Here is a 24,384-nt window from a genome sequence, read left to right as displayed (position 1 = left end):
GTACAGGAAGCGGCAAATTTTCATCTTGACATATATAGATTCTCGATATATTATATAGTTAATCGATATGTAGATGACCGATATGTGCGTTGTTGTATGTGGAGTAAGACAGTTATGAAAAATGGAGGTGAATGATTATGGCAGTTGAAAAATCTCTGGTTTCCGGCAGTATGACGATGTTGATTCTGAAGCTTTTATCTGAAAAGGATATGTATGGCTATGAGATGATAGAAACTCTTCGCAGTCGGTCTCAGAATGTGTTCGAACTGAAAGCCGGAACACTTTATCCGCTCTTACATGGGCTGGAAGATAAAGGGATGGTAACAGGCTATGAACAGGAATTTTGCGGAAAGGTGAGAAAGTATTACAGCATTACTAAGCAGGGGAGAAGTATGTTGGCAAAAAAGACAGAAGAATGGCGTGAGTATGCAGATGCAGTTACACAGGTTCTGGCGATGGGGGTGTAATGTATGGACATGAATTGTATGGATGAATATATTAGAAACGTATTAGAACAGGTACGGTGCAGGAAAGCCCATGAAATGATCGAAGAGGAAATACGCAATCATATGGAAGATCAGGCAGAAGCAAATGTGGCTGAGGGGATGTCACGGTCGGAAGCATTAGAAGAAGCCGTTCGAGATATGGGTGATCCGATAGAGGTGGGAATAGCCATGGACCGGATTCACAGACCGGCTTTGGCATGGGATATGGTTTTGATGGCTGCCGTTATCAGCATAGCCGGAATTGTTATCCATATTGCTATCGGGAATAATCGGATGGAGAGCTTCCGTTTTGCCTTCCACACCATATTTGGTTTTGGGATAATGCTGTTCATTTACCGCCTGGATTATACCGTTATTGCAAAGTATGCTAAAATCATTGCCGGATTCATGATAGGAGTGTCTGTGTTGGCGGTTTCCGGGTGGGGTCTTATGATTAACGGAAGGGTAAGCCATATTTACATAGCCGGAATCAGTATATCACTTTTTGCCATGTTAATGCTCTATGTGCCGGTTTATGCAGCGGTTCTTTATCAATACCGGGGAAGCGGAAGAAAAGGGATTGTGCTGGCATTAATATGGATGATCATCCCGGTTTTCACAGCGCTTCGGATGCCAAGCTTGAATCTGGCTGTGATTCTTTTGTTTTCTATGGCAGTTGTATTGTCAATTGCCGTATATAAAGGCTGGTTTCGTATTGCAAAGCGCAGGATGATTCTTCTGTTATGGGGAATCATTGCAGGAGGTCCGGCAGTTTTCTTGGGTATCGCAATAAAATGTCATTGGCTTGCAGATTATCAGATGGCAAGATTGAAAGCTATTTTTGGTCAGGGAGAAGAGAGTTATTTGAGAAAAATTCTGCGCACTTTATTATCAGAAAGCAGTGTGATAGGAGGAAGTTCTTCCGATACAGTCAGACAGATGCTGGATAATCCAACGTTTGAGTATAGCAGAGATTATATTTTCGTATACCTGATTGCTGCTTACGGGATGCTTGCAGGTTTGTTGGTGTTCGGTGTTCTTGTTTTTCTGATGGTTAGAATATTTCGTATTTCGTTTAATCAAAGGAACGAGCTGGGAATGCTTGTGGGATGCGGCTGTGGAACCGTATTCTGTTGCAATGCTATTATAAATATTCTGATGAGCATGGGATTTTTACCGGCAGCTCAGTCTTATCTTCCGTTTTTTTCGGCGGGAGGAAGCAACATCGTGGTAAGCTATATCATGCTGGGTATCATCCTGAGCATTTACAGATATAAAAATATCCTGCCCGCTCATCAGCAAAGAACACCGAAGAGAGGCAGGATACCGATCATCAGAGGATAAGTTCAAAACCATAACATCCTTTTTCAAAACCGTATTTTTCATAAAAAGCGTGGGCAGAGGTGCGGGGAAATCCGGAATCCAGGATCATAGCCTTGCAGCCTCTGTCCACAGCAAGTTCCCTTGCATGATCCATCAGTGCAGTACCATATCCCTTTCCCCGTAAATTTTCATCAATGATAATACTGGAAACATAACAGGTCAGCCCTGCCATCCAGAAGGTGTTAAAATAACAGCCATGGCAGAATCCGACACATTTATTTTCATCAAAAAGGAAAAATGCAAAAGAATCGGGATCTGTAATAATTTTTTTATACACATCATATACTTCAGTACGGTCATAACTATTGTATGTCCATAATTTTTCAATAAAGTCGAAAGCAATGTCAAAATCTTCAATCGAAGCAGTTTTAAATTCCATAATAATCTCCTTAAAAATCAATAAAAAAATAAAGAAGCAGCAGAGGCCACTTCTTTGTTCTTATTTATTATACGAGTTGAAGGAGGGAATGTCAATTCAGATTTTCATAGGCATTTCAGCCTGAAAAATCCAATTTGATGAAAAAGATAAAAAATCGGTATTCATAAGAAGGAGGAAGTGCTACAATGAAAATGACTCAAGAAAATTACGTAGAGAAGGATTGGAATATGATACTGTATAAAGGCCGTCCCGAAGACGTTTCGGGACGTAAGGAAAAGGAAATCAAGGTATATGATGTACTGGATTCATTGGGAATCTCATATTACAGGACAGACCATGAAGCGGTGGGAACCATTGCAGACTGTCTGGAGGTGGACAAGATTCTGGGAATCAATATCTGTAAGAATCTGTTTTTGTGTAACAGACAGAAGACTGCGTTTTATTTACTATTGATGCCGGGAGAAAAGACACTCCAGACGAAGGAACTGTCAAAGCAGATACCAACCTCAAGGCTGTCATTTGCCTCGGGAGAAGATATGGAAAAATATCTGAATGTAACACCGGGTTCTGCAACGATAATGGGGCTGATATTCGATCCGGAGAATAAGGTACAGCTTCTGGTAGATGAAGATGTGTTACAGCAGGAAGAATTCGGCTGCCATCCGTGTGTGAATACATCCAGTCTGAAGATGAAGACGGAGGATGTATTTGGGAAATATCTGGAAGCGGTACATCATGATTATATTACGGTGAAGTTATGTTAAAAAGGACAATAGAGAATTTCAGTCTTGCGCAGATCTGCGATTCGGGAGAGTGTTTTCGAATGAATCAGATTAGCGAAGATACTTACAGTGTGATTGCTTCCGGACGATATCTGGAGGTGGAACAGCACGGAGCAGAGGTCACATTTTTTTGTGATGAAGAGGAGTACGAAGAATTCTGGAAAATATATTTTGATCTGGACATAGATTATGCGTCATATATAGCGCGGATTAATCCCAATGATACATATCTTAGGAATGCAGCAGAATTTGGCTCGGGGATACGGATATTGCGGCAGGATCTGTGGGAAATGATCGTCTCATTTCTTATCTCACAGCAAAATAATATTGTCCGTATCCGCAGATGTATCCAGAATATCTGCGAGAGCTACGGAGAACAAAAATTAAATGACAGGGGAGAGGTATACTATGCTTTTCCCACGCCGGAGGCGCTGGCAAACCTGACGGACGATGCTTTGAAGGAATGTAATCTGGGATACCGGAGCAAATATGTGGTGAGAACGGCAAAAAGTATTGTGGCAGGCGAAGTGGATCTGGATGCTGTGAAAGAAATGCCGTATAAAAAAGCAAAGGAAGAATTGTTGCAGTTATTTGGTGTCGGAGAGAAGGTTGCGGACTGTATCTGCTTGTTTGGATTGCATCATCTGCAGGCGTTTCCCGTTGATACGCATATCCGACAGGCGCTGGAGATGCATTATAAACGGGGATTCCCCAGAAGACGCTATAAAGGATATGAGGGTGTACTGCAGCAGTATATCTTTTACTGGGAGTTGCGTGGTGGGGATTAGTACAATGAAAATTACTCAAGAAAACAAGGAGGAGTATAATGGAAAAAATCATATCTGAATCGACCTATTTTTATACGGCAGGAGAGGAGAACGCTGAGTCATATCGAATTACGCTTCGTTTACAGGATGCTATTGATGGCAAACTCCTTCAGGAAGCGGTTGACAGGATGGCACAGCGCTATCCTTACTATATGGTGAAGTGTGAGCGAAATGAACGGGAATATTATCTCGAGAGAAATACAGCTCCGATTGTGGTTAAACATACAGATGAACCGGCCCGTCTGGGTAGTCGGGAGAATAATGAGTATCTGTTTGCAGTTACGTATTTTGAGGATGCTATATATCTGAATATGTTCCACGGCCTTACGGATGGAAACGGGGCAATGGAGATGTTGCGGACACTTGTTTATTATTACTGTCTCACCAGATATGACTCATCTCTTTCTTCAGAGGGAATCCGGGCAGGAATTGAAATTTCAAAAGAAGAAACTGTAAATCCTTATGAGGAGATTATGAGTGGAAAGCGAAAACTACCTGAGCCGAATGTAGAATTTATAAAAAAATGCAGCAGCAGGGTACAGAAAAATGGTGGATTTGATAAAGGGAAAGCTCTGAATTTGCATGAGGATACGCGTATTCATGTTACGGAACCGGTACACTATGCCCTGAGGATTTCAGAGAAAGAGATGATGCAGTATTGTCACAGACAGGATGGAAGTCCGGGGGTGGTGTTGTCTCTTATGATGGCAAGAGCAATAGACAGATTGAATCCCGAAAATGAGAGTTCCATTGTTGCCGGTATGGCTATTAATCTTCGTCCGGCGCTGGATACACCTCAGTATAAAGGTTCCCCGATAGGAATTACATTCCTGTCTTATGATGATGTGATAAAGGCAAAACCATTTACAACTCAGGCAACGGCATACAGAGGGCGTTTGATTCTTGCTTCGGACAAAGAGTTACTGTTGGCGGGTGTTGGAAATGCCTGTAAGTACTACACTATGATGGATCAGCTGCCGACGGTTGAGGCAAAGCGTGCAATGGCTAACAAAATGCGGGAGAGCTTTATGGGCAGAACCAGTTATGTTGTAAGTTATGTGGGGCAGGCAAAGATGGGCGAGGCAGAACGCTATGTGAAGGAAATTCAGATTGAAAATGAATTGGGAAATGACGGAATCGTGATTGAAGTCATAGCTGCAAATGGATATTTCTTTTTGGAATTTGCCCAGCAATGGGAGGAAGAGCTGTATTTTCAGGGATTTTGTGAAGAACTTACAGCTCAGGGGATTGGCTATGAGGTATTGAGTTACGGATCCCATTGTGTCCCTTGTGCCTGCCTTCCTTAGAGGGAGAATGATAGAGTGGAGAACGATAGTGGAATGAAGAAAAATGTGAATAAACATATATGTATTGGTATTCTGGCCCATGTGGATGCCGGTAAGACAACATTGTCGGAAGGCATCCTGTATTTGTGTGGGAATATACGAAAGCTTGGAAGAGTCGATTACAAGGATGCATTTCTGGACACCTTTGAGCTGGAACGCAGCCGGGGGATTACCATATTTTCCAAACAGGCAGAGTTCCGGTTGGGGGATATGCAGGCAACACTTCTGGATACTCCGGGGCATGTGGACTTCTCGGCGGAGATGGAGCGCACCTTGCAGGTGCTGGACTATGCCATTCTTGTCGTGAGTGGTGCAGACGGAGTGCAGGGGCATACACGTACCCTGTGGAATCTTTTGAAAAAATATTGGATTCCGGTGTTTTTATTTATTAATAAGATGGATCAAAACGGAACGGACAGGGATGCATTAATGGCTGAGATGAAGAAGCGGCTGGATGAATCCTGCATACTATTCGATGAAAGCGAGGAATTCCTGGAAAATATTTCCGTCTGTGATGAGACGGCTTTGGAAGAATATCTGGAACAGGGAAGGCCGGAAGACGACACCATTCGGCGAATGATCGGAGAGCGCAGAGTATTCCCCTGCTATTTTGGGTCTGCTCTCAAGCTGGATGGAGTACAGGAATTGCTGGATGGTCTGAAGAAATATGCGCAGCCGGGACGTGCTTTAAAGAATGATGCGGAGAATGGCTTTGGAGCCAAAGTGTATAAGATATCCCGGGACGATCAGGGAAACCGCCTGACCCATCTTCGGGTTACGTCTGGAATTCTGCATGTAAAGGACAGTCTGAGCGGTGAGACAAAATGCGGCGAATCCTGGGAGGAGAAGGTGAACCAGATCCGGGTGTACTCGGGAGAAAAGTATGAACTTTTGCAGGAGGCGGAGGCGGGAAGTATCTGTGCGGTTACGGGGCTTTCAATGACCTGTCCGGGCGAGGGGATTGGAAGAGAGAAGATGTCAGATAAGCCGGTTCTGGAACCGGTTCTGAATTATCAGATCATGCTTCCGAAGGACTGTGATGTGCATACGACGCTTCGCAATTTGAAGCAGCTGGAAGAGGAAGACCCCATGCTCCGGATTGTATGGAATGAGGAGCTGGGGGAGATTCATGCGCGGCTGATGGGCGAGGTGCAGACAGAGATTCTGAAAAGTGTGATCCGGGAACGGTTTGGCATGGAAGTGGAATTCGGAACCGGAAATATTGTATATAAAGAGACCATTGGAAAGACCGTGGAAGGTGTAGGACATTTTGAACCCCTCCGGCATTATGCGGAGGTGCATCTGATCCTGGAACCGGCGAAACGCGGCAGTGGACTGGAGCTCTGCAGTGACTGCAGTGAGGATGTGCTGGATAAGAACTGGCAGAGACTGATCCTGACTCATCTCGCAGAGAAGGTGCACAGAGGTGTGCTGACCGGGTCTGCTGTTACGGATATGAAGATCACGCTGGCAGCAGGCCGGGCGCATCTGAAACATACAGAAGGCGGGGATTTCCGGCAGGCGACCTACCGGGCGGTACGTCAGGGGCTGATGCAGGCAGAACCGGTTCTTCTGGAACCTTATTATGAGTATCGGCTGGAAGTTCCGGCGGAGATGGTGGGAAGAGCACTTACGGATATCCAGCGGATGGCGGGTACATTTGAGCCGCCGGAGACGGACGGCGAAATGGCAGTGATAAGCGGAAGTGCGCCGGTAGCCACCATGCGGGATTATCAGATGGAAGTGATCGGATACACGAAGGGCAGGGGGCGTCTGTCCTGTATTTTCAAAGGCTATGAGCCATGCCATAATCCGGAAGAAGTAATTGCAGAAATCGGTTATGATCCGGAGCGGGATCTGGACAATCCTGCAGGATCTGTCTTCTGTGCGCATGGAGCGGGATTCAATGTCCCATGGAATCAGGTGCCGGACTATATGCATCTGGAGAATCAGCTGGAAAAACGCGAGGTGGAAGCCAGAGCACGGGAAGAGGCGAGACGGCAGGAAGAAGCTTTGAAATCCGGCAATATGACAGGGAAAAAAGAAACCGGACGGGGCAAAACCGGAACCGGCAGGGCAGACCATCGTCCGTCCTGGAATGCGAAGGAAGAAAAAGAGCTGGAAGAAATATTTATCCGTACCTATGGGAAGATAGAGAGAAATACCGGTAATACTCTGAGAACTGTTTCAGCGGATAATGACAGGAAAAAGCAGAAGAAGGAAGAAGTAATCGAAGAATATCTGCTGGTGGATGGATACAACATCATTTTCGCGTGGGATGATCTGAAAGAACTGGCGAAGGAAAATATCGAGGCGGCGAGAAATAAATTGATGGATATTCTCTGTAATTACCAGGGCTTTAAAAAGTGTGCTGTCATTCTTGTATTTGATGCCTACAAGGTCGAAGGATACGCAATGGAAATTCAGAAATATCACAATATCCATGTGGTATATACAAAAGAAGCTGAGACGGCAGACCAGTATATTGAGAAAGTAGTACATCAGATCGGCCGGAAATATCACGTGACGGTTGCAACTTCTGACGGTGTGGAGCAGGTAGTTACCCTGGGGCAGGGCGGAAAACTGATATCCGCAAGAGAATTCCGGGAGGAAGTGGAAATCGTACGCCGCCAGATACAGGAGGAATGGGAAAGTCACAGGGAGAGCGGAAAGAATTATCTTTTTGACCACATGGATGATGCAATGCGGGAAGAGATGAATGAAGTACGGCTTGGACGAAAAGAATTTAAATAAAGGAGAAGAATTATGGATTTAAAAACATACCGATATGTGGTGGAAAAAATTGACGGAGACTATGCTATGCTCAGGAATATGGAGGAGGCTGACGCAGCGGCAGAGCCGAAAATGGTTGCGCGTGCGCTGCTGCCTGCGGAGATCCGGGAGGGGACGAAGCTGTTGTATGAATATCTGCAGTATAGTGTTATAGAATAATGCGGAACAGTTAAAGACACAGGAGGCATGTGACAATGAAGCAGAAATATACAGATTCACTATTTTCTTTTATTGAGGCTAGCCCTACGCCTTTTCATGCAGTTGAAAACATGAGGCGCTCACTTCAGGAAAACGGATATGTACAACTATTGGAAAGTGGGGAGTGGGAACTGAAAGCAGGAGGGAAATACTATGTGATCCGCAACGGATCTGCCCTAATTGCATTCCGGATTCCCGCGGGGACTTTTCGGGGATTTCAGATCATGGCCAGCCACAGTGATGCCCCATGTTTTAAAATCAAAGAAAATCCGGAGATAAAAACAGATGATTATTATGTGAAGCTGGATGTGGAAAAGTATGGAGGTATGCTGCTGGCACCATGGTTTGACCGTCCGCTTTCTGTTGCGGGAAGACTGGTGGTAAAAGATAAAGGGATGCTAAAAACTCATCTGGTTCAGATGGATCGGAATCTGGTTCTGATTCCAAATCTTGCCATTCACATGAATCGTGAGGCTAATGAAGGCTATAAATACAATGTGCAAAAAGATATGCTGCCTCTTTATGGAACAGAGCTTTCTAAAGGGAGTCTGAAAAAACAGATGGCAGAGGCGGCAGGTGTCTGTGAAGAGGATATTCTGGGAAGTGACCTGTATCTATATAACCGGATGCCGGGCAGTGTCTGGGGAGCGCAGGAGGAATTCATTTCCATAGGAAAACTGGACGATTTGGAATGTGTCTACGCCTCTCTTCAGGCGTTTCTCATGGCAGAGGATGGAGAAAGTATCCCGGTACACTGCGTTTATGATAATGAAGAAGTGGGGAGCGGAACGAAGCAGGGGGCTGCATCTACTTTCCTGAAGGATGTACTGACCCGTATCTGTGAGAGTTTTGGAGGAAATGCCTCCATGTATCGAAGGTTACTGGCATCCAGTTTCATGCTGTCGGCTGACAATGCCCATGCGGTTCATCCGAATTATCCGGAGAAAGCATGCCCTACCGAAAGACCATATCTGAACAGAGGAATTGTGCTGAAATACAGCGGTAATCAGAAATATACTACGGATGCAGTGGCAGCAGCTATGTTCCGTCAGATATGCGAGTCAGTGGATGTGCCCTGCCAGGTATTCACGAACCGCTCGGACATTGCCGGGGGATCTACGCTTGGCAATATTTCCGGTACGCAGGTTGCCCTTAATTGTGCGGACATTGGTCTGCCTCAGCTTGCCATGCATTCACCTTACGAAACGGCAGGGGGGCAGGATCTGGAGTATCTGATCAGGGCGGCCCAAAAGTTCTACGAATGCTCGGTGGAAGAAACCGGGTGTGGGGAATACTGTCTGAAAGGTTGTTCTTAAGTTCACGACATGGTATAATATTTATAGAAGATTTATGCACAAATGAAAGCCGAAAGGGGTTATGGATATGACAGAAGAATTAATTAAAGAACTGAAGCATGTGAAAAACTGTCTCGTTAATTTGGAAATGAGCGGAGATGCATGGGAAGAGAAACAGGAGATGATTCAGAAGCTGGAAGATGTAACCACATATCTGAAGGATGCTCTTGGACAGGGAATTGAGTTTTAGTATGATAGAAGCAATTGTATTTGACATGGATGGCCTACTTTTTGATTCGGAGCGGATCGTTCAGAAGTCATGGAATGTAACGGGAGAACAGCTTGGAGTTGGAAGAGTAGGAGAACATATTTATCATACGCTTGGGATGAATGTGAAAAGCAGAACAGAGTATTTTTATCAGGTATATGGGCCGGATTTTCCAATGGAAGCGTTTCATGCGGGGACACGGGAGAATTTCAGGCTGATTGCCGATCGGGAAGGAGTGCCGCTGAAGCCCGGGGCGAAGGAACTTCTGGAATATGGAAGAAATAAAGGGATTCGCATGGCAGTGGCAACTTCCTCCAGACGGGCATATGCGGAAAATCTGCTGGCTCAGGCAGGGCTAGACGACTATTTTGATGGATTCGTTTTTGGAGATATGGTGAAGAATGCAAAACCGGATCCGGAGATATATCTGGCTACCTGCAGAGAGCTCGGTGTCAATCCGTCAAATGCTCTTGCCCTTGAAGATGCGCCGAATGGAATTCGTTCCGCTTATGTGGCAGGATTGTATCCGGTCATGATTCCGGATTTGGTTGAACCGGATGATGAGATACGTAGAATGTCATATCGGATATTGGATTCACTCCATGATGTGATAGGGCTTCTTTCACAATGATTACGTGTTGAAATTTGGGGCGTTGCAAAATAGATGAGAGTCATGGAAACTGTCCCCGTTGCAAAAGCCTGCGGAGTGCTCCGCAGGCTTTAGTTGTTCTTATTCCGGAATTTTTGACAATGCTGCAGCGTCTGCAACCAGAGTAACATCCGGATGGAACTGAAGAATAGAAGCAGGTACTCTCGGTGTAACCGGTCCGAAGAAGGCATCACGGATAATATCTGCTTTGTCTTCGCCGCTTGCGATGATCAGGATTTTCTTCGCCTGCATGATAGTACCGATTCCCATGGTGTAAGCCTGTTTTGGAACTTCATCCGCAGAAGCGAAGAAGCGTTTGTTTGCTTCAATGGTGCGCTCCTGAAGGTCTACACAGTGAGTTGTTTTTGCAAAACTGTCTGAAGGCTCGTTGAATCCGATGTGTCCGTTATGACCCAGACCAAGAAGCTGCAGATCCTGTCCGCCAAGTTCACGAATCAGCGCTTCGTAGCGTACACATTCGGAATCTCCGTCAGAGGCAGTTCCATCCGGAACATTGGTAGATTCCTCCGGAATATTTACATGGTTGAACAGATGCTCATGCATGAAATAATAATAGCTCTGATCGTTGTCGCGAGTCAGACCTTTGTACTCATCCAGATTAACAGTTCTTACCTGGGAGAAATCCAAATCGCCCTTTTTATAACGTTTCACCAGTTTCTCATAAGTTCCAATAGGGGTAGAGCCGGTTGCCAGACCTAATACACAGTCCGGTTTTGCAATAATCTGGGCAGAAATAATATTTGCAGCCTTTCTGCTCATATCTTTGTAATCAGTTGTTTTTACAATTCTCATAATACACTCCTTCTCATGACATAGTATTTAAATGTACTCCGGTATACTGACAATGGCGCAGTTATCCCTGTGTTGATGTATCAGGCACGTGTCAGAACAGCCGTTGCAAAAAACTCCGGAACATGAAATGTAGGTGTGGAGGTCCGTATTGGTGAAAAAGAAGCATAATGCTCAATCTCAGCCGTCTCTGAAATCTTATAAAGATTAAAGCTGAAGGTATCCCCTTCCTTCAGTGAGAGACTTCCGTAAATATGTTCCAGAATGTGGAGCGGAATCCGTAAGTTTACCGCCCATCGGTCATCTGATATTTCGGCTTTACAGTCGAATTCCCGGTATTCGGCTTCGGTAAAATAAGAACGGTAGGTGCGGGCAGCGCCATATCCTGCCAATAAAGCTCCGTTCGCATTTGCCTCAAAATTGAGATATACCGGGGAGTAGCTGCCTTTCGGCTCGAACTGAAAGAAAGCTTCCACTGCGCTGTCCTGATATACCGGACTATTTTTCTCGGTATAAGTGCGCAGAGGATCACACTCCTCACATACCATACGCAGGTAGAACCCATCATCGGGGATGAATCCCAGATATGCATAGGTGCGTGGAATGGATTTGGTGCCCCAGAGCAGATGACGGATCTCAAAGGGCGTTGTTTGATTCAGTTCGTTTGGGTTTGTTAAAATATGTATTTTTTCCATATCTTAAATGTATCAGAATGGTGCGAGAAAAACAAGAGGGTACAGGTCAAATGTCAATTGGGGACGTAGTAAAATGCATTTTACTACGTCCCCAATTGACATTCCCAGCGCCCGGAAGCTCCGCAGGGCAGCACCAGCCCGGTACTGGTAACGGGCAGTCCGATTTCCTGAGACTCTACTTTTCCGCGGTAGGATTTGAGCTCTGTGCTCAGCATGTAGGTGAGCACGGCAGGAGCCAGTCCCGTGGTGTAAGAGTTTACAAGGAAGAACAGTGGGTCATCCGAAAGGATGTTGGTACAAAGTTTGATAAAGTGGTGGATGGAATCTTCGATTTTCCAGATTTCACCTTTAGGGCCTCTGCCGTAGGATGGCGGATCCATAATGATGGCGTCGTAATGGTTGCCCCGGCGGATCTCGCGCTCTACGAATTTGACACAATCATCCACCAGCCAGCGGATAGGAGCATCCTTAAGACCGGAAGATACTGCGTTTTCTTTCGCCCATGCGACCATGCCTTTGGAGGCGTCCACATGAGTTACGCTGGCGCCGGCAGCGGCTGCGGCCAGGGTGGCACCGCCGGTGTAAGCAAACAGATTCAGTACCTTGACAGGTCTTCCGGCGTTTCGTATTTTATCGGAGAACCAGTCCCAGTTGGTGGCCTGCTCCGGGAACAAACCGGTATGCTTGAAGCTGAATGGTTTCAGGTTGAAAGTCAGATCCCGGTAATGAATCTGCCACTGCTCGGGCAGATCGAAGAATTCCCATTCACCGCCACCCTTTTTGCTGCGGTGGTAGTGACCGTTCATCTGTTTCCAGCCCCGGTTTTTCTTCGGAGTGTCCCAGATAACCTGCGGATCCGGACGCACCAGAAGATAGTCCCCCCAACGCTCTAATTTTTCCCCTTTACTGCAGTCTATTACTTCATAATCTTTCCAGTTGCCGGCAATCCACATGTCTCACATACCTCTTTTCGAATATTTGCGTATTTATGGGCATTTTATCATAATCTGCAAAGAGAGTCAAAATATTGTTGTAAAACAAAACTTAAGGTTTACCTTTTGGGGAATCAGTGATAGAATATGTCTATAAGTGAAGAAGCAGGGGGCTTTCGAAAAAAGCGGGTCGTAAAGAGCCGCTTAAAATTGATGAAAATGAAAAGAGGTAAAACAAATGATTACAGTTAATGCAATGGGTGATAATTGCCCGATTCCAGTTATTAAAACAAAAAAAGCAATGCAGGCCTTGACTGGTCCGGAGACCATTGAGGTGCTGGTAGATAATGAAATCGCAGTACAGAATGTAAGTAAAATGGCATCCGCAAGCGGTGGACAGGTGTCATCAGAAAAACTTGGGGATAAAGAGTTTAAAGTGACAATCGTAATGGCAGGGGCACCTGCAGCACAGACAGAGGAAGAAGGAGAGAGCTGTATGCCGGATAGAAGAGATAATACTGTAGTGGTTGTATCATCAGATCGTATGGGAACAGGTAATGATGATCTGGGAAAGGTTCTGATCAAAGGATTTATCTTTGCAGTAACTCAGCTGGATACTCTTCCAAAGACCATACTTTTCTATAATGGAGGAGCTACACTGACATGTGAAGGATCTGATTCTCTGGAGGATCTGAAATCACTGGAAGCACAGGGAGTAGAGATCATGACCTGCGGTACATGTCTGGATTATTACGGAATGAAAGAAAAACTGGCTGTAGGAAGCGTGACAAATATGTACAGCATTGTAGAGAAAATGGCTGGCGCTTCTAATATTATCAAACCATAAGGCAAGACAACGAGGAGGAAGTTTAAAGTTATGAAATCAGATGTCAGATTAACCCAGCTAACTAAGACAGCAGGATGAGCCGCTAAGATCGGTCCGGAGACCCTTGCTCAGGTTCTGAGCAAGCTGCCGAAATTTCAGGACGACAACTTAATTGTCGGTATTGAAACGTCCGATGATGCAGCCATCTATAAGGTTACAGATGAAATTGCTATGATCCAGACGGTCGACTTCTTCACTCCAATTGTCGATGACCCCTACATGTTTGGACAGATAGCAGCAGCAAATTCCCTGAGTGATGTGTGGGCAATGGGAGGAGAGCCGGCGGTAGCACTGAATATCGTAGGTTTCCCGAACTGCCTGGACCCGGCGATTCTGGGAGACATCCTTGCGGGAGGCGCAGATAAAGTGAAAGAAGCGGGAGCAGTCCTGGTGGGAGGCCACTCCGTACAGGACGACGAACCGAAATACGGACTGTGTGTGTCCGGGTTCGTTCATCCCGATAAGATATTTAAGAACTATGGCTGCAGGCCGGGCGATGTACTGGTCCTGACGAAGCAGATAGGAAGCGGTGTCGTAAATACTGCTATCAAAGCAGATATGGCTTCGCCTGCCGCAATACGGGAGGCGCAGACGGTTATGGCATCATTGAATAAAAAAGGCAAGCAGGCAGTGGAAAAATACGATGTGTCTGCCTGCACCGATATAACCGGATTCGGGCTTCTGGGTCACTGTGTGGAGATGGCCTCCGCAAGTGATGTGACCTTTGAGCTCAATGTCAGGGATATTGCGTATATGGAAGACGCAATTGATTACGCGAAAATGGGGCTGATCCCTGCGGGAGCATACAAGAACCGGGGATATTCCATTGGGAAAGTGGAAACGGGATCTGTGGAAGAACATTACATTGATCTTCTCTACGATCCGCAGACATCCGGAGGCCTTCTCATCAGCGTAAGCCCGGATAATCTAAAAGAAATGCTGGCGGGATTTGAGAAAGCCGGCATGGATACTACTGTATCCGTTATCGGAAAAGTAGCGCCGAAGAGTGATAAGCTCATCCGGTTATTTTAAAAAATAGAAACCACAGGAGAAGGGAACTCATTAATTATGAATAAAAATACCTTATACCGTAGTATCCCCAAGGTGGATGTATTGCTTGAAGATCCAGACATTCAGGCAATGATTGACCTGTACAGTCGGGATACCGTAATGGAGTCCATTCATATTGAGACAGATAAGCTTCGCTCCTTCATTGGAAAATGTGACGATGAAGAGGCAGCGAAGGTGCAGATTGAGATGTTGAAAAACCATATCGAGATGACCGTTGCGGCTATGCATGCTCCAAATATGAAAAAGGTAATAAACGGAACCGGAACGGTACTTCACACGAATCTTGGACGTGCGCCGATAGGGGTAAAGCACATGGAAAGGGCTTTTGCCTTAACAACCGGGTATTCCAATCTGGAATACAATCTTGAGGAGGGAAGACGTGGTGAACGTTATTCCCATTTTGAAAAGCTGTTGTGCAAATTAACCGGTGCTGAAGCTGCAATGGCAGTTAATAATAATGCAGCAGCGGTTATGCTGATTTTGAGTTCGCTTGCCAAAGGCGGGGAAGTGGTTGTTTCCCGTGGCGAGTTGGTAGAGATTGGTGGAAAATTCCGCATTCCGGATGTAATGGAGCAAAGCGGAGCCACTCTGGTAGAGGTGGGAACCACTAATAAGACGCATTATAGTGATTACGAAGAGGCAATTACAGAAGAGACGAAAGCTCTTCTTAAGGTTCATACCAGTAATTACCGAATCGTAGGATTTACAGAGAGTGTACCGATTGATGAGCTTGTGCCTTTGTCAAAAGAGTACGATATTCCGGTGATTGAGGATCTGGGAAGCGGCGTGTTAATTGATCTGAGCAAATATGGTATTACGTATGAGCCGACCGTTCAGGAATCCATCCGCAAGGGTGCAGATGTAGTCTGCTTCAGCGGAGACAAGCTGCTGGGAGGACCTCAGGCGGGAATCATCATCGGTAAGAAAAAATATATCGATATGATGAAGAAGAACCAGCTTACCAGAGCACTGCGTATTGATAAATTTACGGCTTCCGTTCTGGAACTGGTACTTCAGGAGTATTTGTCTGAGGAGAAGGCTATTCAGAATATTCCGGTACTCCGGATGATTACCAAGCCGTTTGAAGAGGTGGAAAGCGATGCCAGAACACTGGCACGCATTCTGAAAAAGGCAGAGCTTCCGGCGCGGATAGAGCTGCAGGAGTGCGAATCTCAGATTGGAGGAGGATCCCTTCCGCTGGAGCGCATTCCGAGTATGGGAGTGACGATTCATCCGGATAAGATCAGTGTGGCAGAGCTGGAGGAGCGTATGCGGCATCTTCCGGTTCCTGTGATCGCAAGAACTGTGAATGACACAATTCTTCTCGATGCAAGAACTCTGGACAAGCAGATGTTCAAGCTTATGGTAAGCCAGTTTAAAGAACTTGACGTGCTAGAAGAAGTGAGTCTGATCGCAGCAAGATAAAAACAGGATTCAGGGATGCGCTTTCCTGAAAGGAGAGGGCGTCCCTGAATCATGAGGAGCAGAATATGAAGAACATAATTATAGGAACTGCCGGTCATATCGATCATGGTAAGACAACACTGATCAAGGCTCTAACCGGTCGTAATACGGATCGCTGGGAGGAAGAACAGAAGAGAGGTATAACCATTGATCTGGGATTTACCTGGTTCGATCTGCCGGGAGGAGACCGGGCTGGTATTATCGATGTTCCCGGCCATGAGAAATTTATCAATAATATGGTGGCCGGTGTCGTTGGTATGGACCTGGTTATGCTGGTTATAGCCGCCGATGAAGGCGTGATGCCGCAGACAAGAGAGCATATGGATATCCTGCAGCTTCTGGGTATTGAAAAAAGTATCATCGTGTTAAATAAATGCGACCTGGTAGATGAAGAATGGCTGGAACTGGTGGAAGAGGAAGTGAAGGAAGAACTGGCGGGAACATTTCTGGAACATGCGCCGGTAGTAAAAGTATCAGCTGCTACGGGTGAAGGACTGGGTGTCCTTGTTGAGACCATTGAACATATGACCAGAGACGAAGTCGTGCAAAAGGATATTACAACGATTCCAAGACTTCCCATAGACCGCGCGTTTTCTCTGTCGGGATTCGGCACCATTATTACCGGAACATTGCTCACGGGAACGATTTCCAAAGAAGATACTCTGGAAATGTATCCAATCGGAAAGACCAGTAAGATCAGGAGTATTCAGGTTCATGGTGAGGATAAGGAACGGTGTTATGCGGGACAGCGTGTAGCAATCAATCTTTCCAATATAAAGAAAAGAGAAATCAGCAGGGGCTGTGTTCTTGCCCCGCCGGACAGCATGAAAAATACGGATCTTCTGGATGTGAAGCTGAATGTTCTGGACTCTTCCATGAGAGTATTGACGAACCACACCAGGCTTCATTTCTTTACAGGTACCAGTGAGATCCTGTGTCGGGCGGTACTTCTGGATAAAGAAGAAATCGGTCCGGGTGAGAGCGGCTATGTGCAGCTTCGTCTGGAGGAGGAGATTGCTCTGCGCAGAGGCGATAAGTTCGTAGTCCGTTTCTATTCACCGATGGAGACGATTGGCGGCGGAGTGGTTCTGGAACCGAATCCGTCCATTCATAAGAGATTCCAGGAGCAGGTGATCCGGGAACTGGAGCAGAAGGAGTCCGGTTCTTCCGCAGATGTTATCGAACTGCATGTGAAGGAGCATGGGGATACCATGATTACGCAGGCGGAGCTTGCCAGACTGACAGCTCTTTCTATGGAAGAAGTGGTGGCAGATGTGGAAGAGCTTGCGGAAGAGGGACGTGTACAGACATTTGCTATGCGGAAAGATACTTATGTATGGCACAGTGACAGCGAACGGCAGGCGCGGATGGTTCTGCTGGAAGCCCTGAAAGAATATGAGAAGAAATATCCGTACCGCTACGGCATGAAGAAGGCCGAGGTACAAATGACATATTTTAAGAAAATGAAGCCGAATGTGTTTGACCGGTATGTGGCCGGTATTGAGGAGGCAGGTGTCATCCAGAGAGTGGATGAGTTCCTTTCAACACCGGGATATCAGGTCCGAAAGGATGAGATATATGAGAAAGTGTCAGGCACTATGCTTCGCACCATGAAGGAGGCAAATTACGATTTTGTCCGGTATTCCGAGATGGAATTTAAGGGGAAATCTGCCGAGGTGGCAGATGATATCCTGAATATCCTTCTGGAAGAACACCAGGTGGTGAAAGTGACCGATGATATGTATACGCTTTCAGAGTATATGGATCGGGCGAAAGAACGCATCGGCGACAAGCTGAGTGAGAACCCGGTCATAACTATTGCTGAAGTGAGAGATATGTTCCAGACCAGCAGAAAGAGTGCAAAGCCGATTCTGGAATATATGGACAGTATTAAGGTGACGAAGAAGGCCGGGGCAGAAAGTGAAAGGGTAAAATACTAATGAATTTGAAACAATTAGAGGCATTTGTAGAAGTGTCAGAGAGCGGAAGCTTTTCCGGGGCTGCCAAGAATCTGTTTTTGACTCAGCCTACCATCAGCGCGCATATAGCTTCGCTGGAAAAAGAACTGGATGTCCGATTATTTGTCCGCAATACAAAAGAAGTAAATCTTTCTGACGACGGACAGCTTCTTTACAAATATGCCCGGCAGATGGTTGATCTGGAGAAACAGATAGAGGCATCTTTCGGAAGCGGAAAAAACGAGGAAAAGAGATGTATTACGATTGCAGCATCCACGATTCCTGCTCAGTATCTGCTGCCAAAGGTACTGGCTCGATTTAACGAAAAATATCCGGATGAACAACTGAAAATTATGGAGATGGACAGTGCAAAGGTAATCGACCAGGTGGTTGACCATGTGGTGGACATTGGATTTACCGGAACGGTACTTGAAAAAAAGCACTGTAAGTACATTCCGTTTTATAAGGATGATCTGGTAATCATCACTCCCTGTGAAGAGAAATACCGGATTCTCCAGAACACACCACAGGATATATCCTGGATTACCAGGGAAGCGCTGATCATGCGGGAGGAGGGCTCCGGTACCCGCAAAGAGGCCAGAAAGCAGCTTAAGGGTGCGGGAATTAATCCGGAATCCCTGCAGGTCGTTGCCAGCATTGAGAATCCGGAGACGATTAAAAAATCAGTCAGCCGCGGAATGGGTGTTTCCATCCTGTCCCGTCTTGCGACGGAAGATGAAGTGAAAGAAGGACGGGTGTTGGCATTTGCGATTCCGGGAGCAGATGATGGCCGTGATATTAATGCGGTGTATAATAAAAATTATCAGTTGTCGCTCTCGGCAGAGAGATTTTTAAAGGTTGTAAAAGAAGTTTATCCAATTGAAAATCAATAAATATGGCGCCATGTATAGAATGTATCTATAAGTGGCGCTTATATATTGCAGTTTTCGATTAGACGAGCCGGGAGAAAAGGCATATACTTAAGAAAGAGTCAGAAAGAAGTGAGGTTAGTATAAAATGATATATTTAGATAATGCAGCAACCACTATGCATAAGCCGCAGGAAGTGATAGATGCAGTTGTGGAAGCGATGAGCTCCATGGGGAATGCGGGCAGAGGTGCTCACGGTGCAGCGCTCAGCGCTTCCCGGATAATTTATGACACCAGGGAGAAGCTCTGTAAAATGTTTGGGGGGACCAGCCCGAAACAGGTGGTATTTACCAGTAATTCTACAGAGAGCCTTAATATTGCAATCAAAGGTCTGATCGAGCCGGGAGATCATGTGGTCACTACAATGATGGAACATAATTCTGTACTGAGACCGCTTTATGAGCTTCAGGAAAAAGGAGCGGAGCTTACGATTGTTAAAAGTGACAGTAGAGGTGTGACAGATTATGCGGATATAGAAGCGGCGATCCGTTCGGATACCAAAGCAATTGTATGTACGAATGGCTCGAATCTTTCGGGAAATCTTGTGGATCTTAAACGGGTTGGTGAGATTGCAAAGCGTCATGGGGTGCTGTTTATCGTGGATGCTTCCCAGACGGCAGGTGTATTTCCGATAGATGTACAGGAGATGAACATCGACGTATTGTGCTTTACCGGTCATAAGAGTCTTATGGGACCGCAGGGAACCGGAGGTATGTATGTGAGAGAAGGACTTGCGATCCGTCCTTTAAAGAGCGGCGGAAGCGGGGTTCAGACCTATAGCAAAACCCATCCGACTGATATGCCGACGGCATTGGAAGCCGGGACCTTAAATGGTCATGGAATTGCAGGTCTGCATGCAGCACTTGAAGTGATCGAGAGAACTGGCATGGATCATATCCGGGAGAAAGAGCAGGATCTTATGTGGAGATTCTACGAGGGAGTAAAGGATATTCCAGGCGTGAAAGTGTACGGGGATTTCAGTTCCAAAAACCGATGTCCGATCGTTACACTTAATATCGGCGACTATGATTCTTCAGAAGTGAGTGATGAGCTTCTTACAGAATATAATATTTCAACCAGACCGGGGGCACATTGTGCACCGCTTATGCATGAGGCGCTTGGTACGGTAGAGCAGGGGGCTGTGAGATTCAGCTTTTCGCATTGTAACACGGAAGAAGAAGTGGATACAGCTATTGAAGCGATCCGTGAACTGGCGAGAGAAGACGCCTGATGTTTCCATATTGGGAATGGAAAGAAAAGAGGAGGAAAAACACATGAATTTATCAGATTCAAAGAAGAAATTAGCACTGGCAGGTGTAGTATGTGGTCTTGTAGCGGCATGTCTTGCATACTTTGGAAATCCTGCCAACATGGCATTCTGTATTGCCTGCTTCGTGCGTGACATTGCAGGTTCGCTGGGTATGCACCAGGCGGCAGTGGTACAGTATGCAAGACCGGAAATCATCGGTCTGGTACTTGGTTCATTTATTATTTCAGTTGCAACAAAGGAATATCGTTCTACGGCAGGTTCATCACCGATGATCCGCTTTATTCTGGGAATGATCATCATGATTGGTTCTCTGGTGTTCCTGGGATGCCCGCTGCGTATGATTATTCGTATGTCCGCCGGTGATCTGAATGCATGGGTTGCATTAATCGGATTTATCCTTGGAGTTTCAACAGGAGCATTTTTCCTGAAAAAAGGCTTCAGCCTTGGACGTGCTCATGAGACACAGTTTGCAAGTGGAGCTGTAATGCCGGCAATTATGGTTGCTATCCTGATTCTGGCAGTATGTACACCGCTCTTAAAGGCAAGTGAGGCTGGACCGGGAAGCGTTCATGCACCACTGATTCTGTCACTGGTTGGCGGCCTTATCTTCGGAGCGTTTGCACAGAAATCCAGAATGTGCTTTGCCGGAAGTATCCGTGACGTTGTACTTATGAAGAATTTTGACCTGCTTACCGTTATTGGCGGACTGTTTGTAGTAATGTTAGTATTCAATATTGCAACTGGAAGATTCATTCTTGCATTTGGTACACCGGGAATCATTGCTCATTCCGAGCATCTGTGGAATATCCTTGGAATGTATGCTGTTGGATTTGCTGCAGTTCTTGCAGGTGGATGCCCGCTTCGTCAGTTAATCCTTGCAGGACAGGGTTCCTCTGACTCTGCAGTAACAGTACTGGGACTTCTTTTTGGAGCTGCATGCTGTCATAACTTTGGTCTGGCTGCAAGCGGAACTGCTCCGAATCCGGAGACTGGTGAAATCGTAGCAGGTGCAGTACCGATGGCAGGCAAGATTGCATGTATCATCTGTATTGTTGTATGCTTCGTAATTGCAGTGACATGTAAGAGAGAAAAAACAAAATAAACTTTGAAATATGTATATGGTTATGATATTCTAGGAAAGAAGGTAAAATATATGAAAGAAGTAGATGCAAGAGGTCTTTCCTGTCCGGAGCCTTTGATGCTGACAGCAGAAGCATTAAAGAATGCGAATGGACCGGTGAAAGTACTGGTCAGTGAGCCTCACCAGAAAATGAATGTTGAAAAGTATGCCAAAGACCATGGTAAGAAATCAACTTCTACAGAGAAAGGCGGATGTTTCGAAGTAGTGATTGAGTAAGATGAGAAAGAAAGAATTAAAACTGGTAGTAACCTTCCATACCACTGCAGATGCGATGGCTATGGAGAAAGCATGCAAAGAGCATAATGCTCCGGGACGCCTGATTCCGGTACCCAGGGCAATTTCCGCGGGCTGTGGATTGTCATGGTGTGCGGATCTGGCAGACAGAGAAGAAATTCAGGCTGTAATGGCGCAGGTGGGAATCCAGGAAGAAGAGATGCACGAGTGCATGGTTTAAAGTGAATAATGTGAAATGAAAAAGCTTTCTGTTTAAAACCGGGATTCGATAGTAGAATCCGGAGAATAAGCAGAAAGCTTTTTTGGCGGATCGGTTAATTCCATTTTTTTATACTCCTTCTACAAATGTGTCCAGAACGTGCGGGAGAAGTTTGTCGCTGTATTCTGTCAGAGAAAATTTCCCCTTGAACAGTGCCCAGTCATAAAGTAGTGCCCGCTCGTACATGGCATAAATGTTCATCAGCTCCTCGGCTGAGGACGTATTAGCAAACTCGCCGCTATCCAGACCCTGACTTATTATTTCTGTTATCCATTTGAAATAATAACGCTTGTGATCAGACAGGGATTTTTTATCCTTTGTCGTAAGCTGGGAAGAATAGAGAAAAGCCAGGAGCGAGATGTCCACGCTGGTCTCAATCATATAAAACAGCTCGTGGTTCAAAAACAACAGCTTGTCATAAGCAGAAAGTTCGGGATTGATGACACCGGCCAGTTCCTCATACTTTTCGTCAAAAAGATAAGATAAGGAATTGAGCAGAGATTCTTTGCCTTTAAAGTAATGATAAAAGGTCCCTTTTGATGTTTTGGATGCCGCAATGATGTCTTCTATGGTAGTTTTGTCATAGCCGTTTTTGAAAAACAGATTCCAGGCTGCTTTTACAATCCGGCTTTTGGTTGATTGTCTTTTTCTTGGCATCTGAGTCATTCCCTCCTGTTGTGATATAAAAAGGAGACAGATTGATTCTAATCTGCCTCCTGTTGAAAGTCGGTTTAATTGTGACCTAACCTACCTGGAAACCATATTTCAATGGATCTTCCGGATCGATGAGGTATGTAGCAACACCTGTCAGGTAGCAGCTTCCTGTAATCATCGGGATTACAGCATCGTAGTCGCCAACCTTAGCGGTTTCTTTGATAACGCCTTTGAATAAGGAACCGATAAAGCTTTCGTAGATGAATTCTTCGCCAACTTTAATCTCTCCCCAGTGATGCAGGGTAGCAAGTTTTGCACTTGTACCTGTTCCGCAAGGTGAACGGTCAGCCATAGCATCTCCGAAGATAACTACGTTTCTCATAGTTGCTTTGTCAGGATTCGGTGTTGGTCCATAGAACTCAACAAGGTCAACAGTATCAATGTCAAGAAGAGGATGTTTAACAGGGATTTCCTTATTAATAATATCAAGCATCTTCATTCCGAGTTTGGTATATTCCGGAACAGTTTTCGGATTGATTTCTCCGATATCCAGTTTTGTGGTGTCTACAAGAGCGAAGAAGCTTCCTCCGAAGGAAATTGTAAATTCGATCTCTTTTCCGTCGATTGTTACTTTCTGGTTCTCTTTGTAAACGAATGCCGGTACGTTTGTAAGAGTAACACTTTCTACTTTTCCGTTCTTAACAATAGCTTTGGTGCGGATAAGTCCGGCAGGAGCCTCGAGAATAACTTCGTTCTCTCCTTCGTGGGATTCTACCAGACCAGCTTCGACTGCAACTGTTACTGCACCGATTGTACAGTGTCCGCACATGTTCAGGTATCCGCCTGTATCCATGAACATAACACCGAACTGAGCTTCTGGATTAACCGGCTCACAGAGGAATGCACCGAACATATCGTGATGTCCTCTTGGCTCAAACATCAGAGCGGTACGAACATGGTCATAATTCTTCTCCATCCATTTTTTCTTTTCGATCATAGTGTTTCCTTCCGGCTCCGGGAAACCTCCGATGACGATTCGGCAGAATTCACCAACTGTGTGGGAATCAACTACCTGCAATGCACCTTCGAAACGGTCGAAATTCACATTTGCTTTCAATTCCATAGCTTGAAAACCTCCTTTTAAAAGATATTTGTTATAGATTATTATAGAAAAAATCTATAATTATTTATAAAAACACATTGAAAACCCCATGCTTTCTTTGTGCCTTTTTCTATGGAACAAGATGAATAGTGTTGATTTTTTAACAATTATATAGTAAAAAAATATTGCCTGATAAACACTCTTTTAACAAACTAGAATGCGTTCTAGTACGTGTTCTAGTATTGCGTTCATTTTTATATAAATCATTATGAGCTAAAACCCTTGAAAAGTCAATGATTTTTTGATAATATAAAAGTAACAAAAAGCTATTGAAATATAAAATAAACTGTGTTATTGTTAAAAATGTGATAAGAATAAATATGGGGGTAGATGGGTGACTGGTGTGCCTCCTAGTCTTCAAAACTAGTGTGGGGCGTTAAGAGCGTCCCGGGTGGGTTCGATTCCCACATGCCTCCGCCAAAAAAGAAATAATGAATGTTAAAAAAATCGCAGACTGCTTTGCTTATGGGGTCGTGTTATAGAGATAATCAATAAATGTCAACACGATGCAGGG

General features: G+C 45.3%; 25 protein-coding genes and 1 tRNA gene. 20 read left to right on the top strand and 6 right to left on the bottom strand.

Annotated features, from left to right (window positions below; all coding sequences use genetic code 11):
- Positions 1-137 precede the first annotated feature (137 nt).
- Positions 138-467 (top strand): PadR family transcriptional regulator, encoded by a 330-nt coding sequence (locus ACQRCC_RS07600; RefSeq protein ID WP_427850207.1) that lies wholly within the window; start codon positions 138-140, stop codon positions 465-467.
- 3 nt (positions 468-470) lie between these two features.
- Positions 471-1,829, top strand: a complete 1,359-nt coding sequence (locus ACQRCC_RS07595; RefSeq protein WP_427850206.1) for an FtsW/RodA/SpoVE family cell cycle protein — start codon at positions 471-473, stop codon at positions 1,827-1,829.
- On the opposite strand, the gene ACQRCC_RS07590 is transcribed toward ACQRCC_RS07595, so the two are convergent.
- Positions 1,819-2,247: a GNAT family N-acetyltransferase gene (locus ACQRCC_RS07590; protein ID WP_427850205.1), complete on the bottom strand. Its 429-nt coding sequence runs from the start codon at positions 2,245-2,247 to the stop codon at positions 1,819-1,821. The two genes, ACQRCC_RS07595 and ACQRCC_RS07590, sit on opposite strands and share 11 nt — an antisense overlap.
- Before the next feature lie 227 nt (positions 2,248-2,474).
- On the opposite strand from ACQRCC_RS07590, the gene ACQRCC_RS07585 reads away from it, so the two are divergent.
- From ACQRCC_RS07585 to ACQRCC_RS07550, 8 genes are all read left to right on the top strand, one after another.
- Complete coding sequence (locus ACQRCC_RS07585; protein ID WP_427850212.1) at positions 2,475-3,011, top strand: prolyl-tRNA synthetase associated domain-containing protein; 537 nt, start codon at positions 2,475-2,477, stop codon at positions 3,009-3,011.
- Positions 3,005-3,817, top strand: coding sequence for a DNA-3-methyladenine glycosylase family protein (locus tag ACQRCC_RS07580; RefSeq protein WP_427850204.1), 813 nt, complete (start codon positions 3,005-3,007; stop codon positions 3,815-3,817). The genes ACQRCC_RS07585 and ACQRCC_RS07580 overlap by 7 nt, the downstream gene beginning before the upstream one ends.
- Before the next feature lie 38 nt (positions 3,818-3,855).
- Complete coding sequence (locus tag ACQRCC_RS07575) at positions 3,856-5,163, top strand: hypothetical protein (RefSeq protein WP_427850203.1); 1,308 nt, start codon at positions 3,856-3,858, stop codon at positions 5,161-5,163.
- Positions 5,164-5,196: 33 nt separating this feature from the next.
- A complete protein-coding gene (locus tag ACQRCC_RS07570) occupies positions 5,197-7,956 on the top strand; it encodes an NYN domain-containing protein (RefSeq protein ID WP_427850211.1) in 2,760 nt (919 codons plus the stop codon).
- A gap of 12 nt (positions 7,957-7,968) precedes the next feature.
- Positions 7,969-8,154: a chorismate--pyruvate lyase gene (locus ACQRCC_RS07565; RefSeq protein ID WP_427850202.1), complete on the top strand. Its 186-nt coding sequence runs from the start codon at positions 7,969-7,971 to the stop codon at positions 8,152-8,154.
- Between the two features lie 35 nt (positions 8,155-8,189).
- On the top strand, positions 8,190-9,509 hold the full coding sequence (locus tag ACQRCC_RS07560) for a M18 family aminopeptidase (protein WP_427850201.1): 1,320 nt from the start codon (positions 8,190-8,192) through the stop codon (positions 9,507-9,509).
- 67 nt (positions 9,510-9,576) lie between these two features.
- Positions 9,577-9,738, top strand: a complete 162-nt coding sequence (locus ACQRCC_RS07555) for a hypothetical protein (RefSeq protein ID WP_427850200.1) — start codon at positions 9,577-9,579, stop codon at positions 9,736-9,738.
- 1 nt (position 9,739) lies between these two features.
- Positions 9,740-10,387, top strand: a complete 648-nt coding sequence (locus ACQRCC_RS07550; RefSeq protein WP_427850199.1) for an HAD family hydrolase — start codon at positions 9,740-9,742, stop codon at positions 10,385-10,387.
- A gap of 99 nt (positions 10,388-10,486) precedes the next feature.
- Here ACQRCC_RS07550 and nagB read toward each other — a convergent pair whose 3' ends face one another.
- From nagB to ACQRCC_RS07535, 3 genes are all read right to left on the bottom strand, one after another.
- A complete protein-coding gene (nagB, locus tag ACQRCC_RS07545; RefSeq protein ID WP_427850198.1) occupies positions 10,487-11,218 on the bottom strand; it encodes a glucosamine-6-phosphate deaminase in 732 nt (243 codons plus the stop codon).
- An 80-nt stretch (positions 11,219-11,298) separates the two neighbouring features.
- Positions 11,299-11,910, bottom strand: coding sequence for a carbohydrate-binding family 9-like protein (locus ACQRCC_RS07540; protein ID WP_427850197.1), 612 nt, complete (start codon positions 11,908-11,910; stop codon positions 11,299-11,301).
- Positions 11,911-11,993: 83 nt separating this feature from the next.
- Complete coding sequence (locus ACQRCC_RS07535) at positions 11,994-12,863, bottom strand: class I SAM-dependent methyltransferase (RefSeq protein ID WP_427850196.1); 870 nt, start codon at positions 12,861-12,863, stop codon at positions 11,994-11,996.
- 217 nt (positions 12,864-13,080) lie between these two features.
- Between ACQRCC_RS07535 and yedF the strand changes: the two genes are divergently transcribed.
- The 9 genes from yedF to ACQRCC_RS07490 all read left to right on the top strand — a co-directional run bounded on the left by yedF (position 13,081) and on the right by ACQRCC_RS07490 (position 22,015).
- Positions 13,081-13,689 (top strand): sulfurtransferase-like selenium metabolism protein YedF, encoded by a 609-nt coding sequence (gene yedF, locus ACQRCC_RS07530; protein ID WP_427850195.1) that lies wholly within the window; start codon positions 13,081-13,083, stop codon positions 13,687-13,689.
- A 30-nt stretch (positions 13,690-13,719) separates the two neighbouring features.
- Positions 13,720-14,760: a selenide, water dikinase SelD gene (gene selD / locus ACQRCC_RS07525; RefSeq protein WP_427850194.1), complete on the top strand. Its 1,041-nt coding sequence runs from the start codon at positions 13,720-13,722 to the stop codon at positions 14,758-14,760.
- Between the two features lie 36 nt (positions 14,761-14,796).
- The gene (gene selA / locus ACQRCC_RS07520; RefSeq protein WP_427850193.1) at positions 14,797-16,224 is read left to right on the top strand and encodes an L-seryl-tRNA(Sec) selenium transferase; all 1,428 of its coding nucleotides are present in this window, start codon (positions 14,797-14,799) and stop codon (positions 16,222-16,224) included.
- 65 nt (positions 16,225-16,289) lie between these two features.
- Positions 16,290-18,203, top strand: a complete 1,914-nt coding sequence (gene selB / locus ACQRCC_RS07515; protein WP_427850192.1) for a selenocysteine-specific translation elongation factor — start codon at positions 16,290-16,292, stop codon at positions 18,201-18,203.
- On the top strand, positions 18,203-19,114 hold the full coding sequence (locus tag ACQRCC_RS07510; RefSeq protein ID WP_427850191.1) for a selenium metabolism-associated LysR family transcriptional regulator: 912 nt from the start codon (positions 18,203-18,205) through the stop codon (positions 19,112-19,114). Before selB ends, ACQRCC_RS07510 begins: the two co-directional genes overlap by 1 nt.
- Positions 19,115-19,238: 124 nt before the next feature.
- Positions 19,239-20,381, top strand: coding sequence for an aminotransferase class V-fold PLP-dependent enzyme (locus tag ACQRCC_RS07505; protein WP_427850190.1), 1,143 nt, complete (start codon positions 19,239-19,241; stop codon positions 20,379-20,381).
- A gap of 43 nt (positions 20,382-20,424) precedes the next feature.
- The gene (gene yedE, locus ACQRCC_RS07500) at positions 20,425-21,522 is read left to right on the top strand and encodes a YedE family putative selenium transporter (RefSeq protein ID WP_427850189.1); all 1,098 of its coding nucleotides are present in this window, start codon (positions 20,425-20,427) and stop codon (positions 21,520-21,522) included.
- Positions 21,523-21,573: 51 nt separating this feature from the next.
- Complete coding sequence (locus ACQRCC_RS07495) at positions 21,574-21,777, top strand: sulfurtransferase TusA family protein (RefSeq protein WP_427850188.1); 204 nt, start codon at positions 21,574-21,576, stop codon at positions 21,775-21,777.
- A gap of 1 nt (position 21,778) precedes the next feature.
- The gene (locus ACQRCC_RS07490) at positions 21,779-22,015 is read left to right on the top strand and encodes a DUF3343 domain-containing protein (RefSeq protein WP_427850187.1); all 237 of its coding nucleotides are present in this window, start codon (positions 21,779-21,781) and stop codon (positions 22,013-22,015) included.
- Positions 22,016-22,123: 108 nt separating this feature from the next.
- Here ACQRCC_RS07490 and ACQRCC_RS07485 read toward each other — a convergent pair whose 3' ends face one another.
- The gene (locus ACQRCC_RS07485; RefSeq protein ID WP_427850186.1) at positions 22,124-22,711 is read right to left on the bottom strand and encodes a TetR/AcrR family transcriptional regulator; all 588 of its coding nucleotides are present in this window, start codon (positions 22,709-22,711) and stop codon (positions 22,124-22,126) included.
- 85 nt (positions 22,712-22,796) lie between these two features.
- The gene (locus ACQRCC_RS07480) at positions 22,797-23,831 is read right to left on the bottom strand and encodes a proline racemase family protein (protein WP_427850185.1); all 1,035 of its coding nucleotides are present in this window, start codon (positions 23,829-23,831) and stop codon (positions 22,797-22,799) included.
- A 361-nt stretch (positions 23,832-24,192) separates the two neighbouring features.
- Here ACQRCC_RS07480 and ACQRCC_RS07475 point away from each other — a divergent pair.
- A tRNA-Sec gene (locus ACQRCC_RS07475) sits at positions 24,193-24,290 on the top strand.
- Positions 24,291-24,384: the final 94 nt, after the last annotated feature.

It is taken from the genome of Sporofaciens sp. SGI.106, assembly GCF_050314255.1.
Lineage (GTDB): Bacteria > Bacillota > Clostridia > Lachnospirales > Lachnospiraceae > Claveliimonas.
Note: the sequence above shows the minus strand (reverse complement) of the source record. Positions and strands in the feature narration are given on the sequence as shown.

Excerpts from the sequence above, each read along its gene's own strand:
- ACQRCC_RS07550 (WP_427850199.1), top strand. The coding sequence starts at position 9,740 with ATGATAGAAGCAATTGTATTTGACATGGATGGCCTACTTTTTGATTCG.
- selB (WP_427850192.1), top strand. The coding sequence starts at position 16,290 with ATGAAGAACATAATTATAGGAACTGCCGGTCATATCGATCATGGTAAG.
- yedE (WP_427850189.1), top strand. The coding sequence starts at position 20,425 with ATGAATTTATCAGATTCAAAGAAGAAATTAGCACTGGCAGGTGTAGTA.
- ACQRCC_RS07595 (WP_427850206.1), top strand. The coding sequence starts at position 471 with ATGGACATGAATTGTATGGATGAATATATTAGAAACGTATTAGAACAG.
- ACQRCC_RS07575 (WP_427850203.1), top strand. The coding sequence starts at position 3,856 with ATGGAAAAAATCATATCTGAATCGACCTATTTTTATACGGCAGGAGAG.
- ACQRCC_RS07570 (WP_427850211.1), top strand. The coding sequence starts at position 5,197 with ATGAAGAAAAATGTGAATAAACATATATGTATTGGTATTCTGGCCCAT.
- selA (WP_427850193.1), top strand. The coding sequence starts at position 14,797 with ATGAATAAAAATACCTTATACCGTAGTATCCCCAAGGTGGATGTATTG.
- nagB (WP_427850198.1), bottom strand. The coding sequence starts at position 11,218 with ATGAGAATTGTAAAAACAACTGATTACAAAGATATGAGCAGAAAGGCT.
- ACQRCC_RS07590 (WP_427850205.1), bottom strand. The coding sequence starts at position 2,247 with ATGGAATTTAAAACTGCTTCGATTGAAGATTTTGACATTGCTTTCGAC.
- ACQRCC_RS07540 (WP_427850197.1), bottom strand. The coding sequence starts at position 11,910 with ATGGAAAAAATACATATTTTAACAAACCCAAACGAACTGAATCAAACA.
- ACQRCC_RS07580 (WP_427850204.1), top strand. The coding sequence starts at position 3,005 with ATGTTAAAAAGGACAATAGAGAATTTCAGTCTTGCGCAGATCTGCGAT.
- ACQRCC_RS07480 (WP_427850185.1), bottom strand. The coding sequence starts at position 23,831 with ATGGAATTGAAAGCAAATGTGAATTTCGACCGTTTCGAAGGTGCATTG.
- ACQRCC_RS07505 (WP_427850190.1), top strand. The coding sequence starts at position 19,239 with ATGATATATTTAGATAATGCAGCAACCACTATGCATAAGCCGCAGGAA.
- ACQRCC_RS07495 (WP_427850188.1), top strand. The coding sequence starts at position 21,574 with ATGAAAGAAGTAGATGCAAGAGGTCTTTCCTGTCCGGAGCCTTTGATG.
- ACQRCC_RS07555 (WP_427850200.1), top strand. The coding sequence starts at position 9,577 with ATGACAGAAGAATTAATTAAAGAACTGAAGCATGTGAAAAACTGTCTC.
- ACQRCC_RS07565 (WP_427850202.1), top strand. The coding sequence starts at position 7,969 with ATGGATTTAAAAACATACCGATATGTGGTGGAAAAAATTGACGGAGAC.
- ACQRCC_RS07510 (WP_427850191.1), top strand. The coding sequence starts at position 18,203 with ATGAATTTGAAACAATTAGAGGCATTTGTAGAAGTGTCAGAGAGCGGA.
- ACQRCC_RS07585 (WP_427850212.1), top strand. The coding sequence starts at position 2,475 with ATGATACTGTATAAAGGCCGTCCCGAAGACGTTTCGGGACGTAAGGAA.
- ACQRCC_RS07535 (WP_427850196.1), bottom strand. The coding sequence starts at position 12,863 with ATGTGGATTGCCGGCAACTGGAAAGATTATGAAGTAATAGACTGCAGT.
- ACQRCC_RS07490 (WP_427850187.1), top strand. The coding sequence starts at position 21,779 with ATGAGAAAGAAAGAATTAAAACTGGTAGTAACCTTCCATACCACTGCA.
- ACQRCC_RS07485 (WP_427850186.1), bottom strand. The coding sequence starts at position 22,711 with ATGCCAAGAAAAAGACAATCAACCAAAAGCCGGATTGTAAAAGCAGCC.
- yedF (WP_427850195.1), top strand. The coding sequence starts at position 13,081 with ATGATTACAGTTAATGCAATGGGTGATAATTGCCCGATTCCAGTTATT.
- ACQRCC_RS07600 (WP_427850207.1), top strand. The coding sequence starts at position 138 with ATGGCAGTTGAAAAATCTCTGGTTTCCGGCAGTATGACGATGTTGATT.
- ACQRCC_RS07560 (WP_427850201.1), top strand. The coding sequence starts at position 8,190 with ATGAAGCAGAAATATACAGATTCACTATTTTCTTTTATTGAGGCTAGC.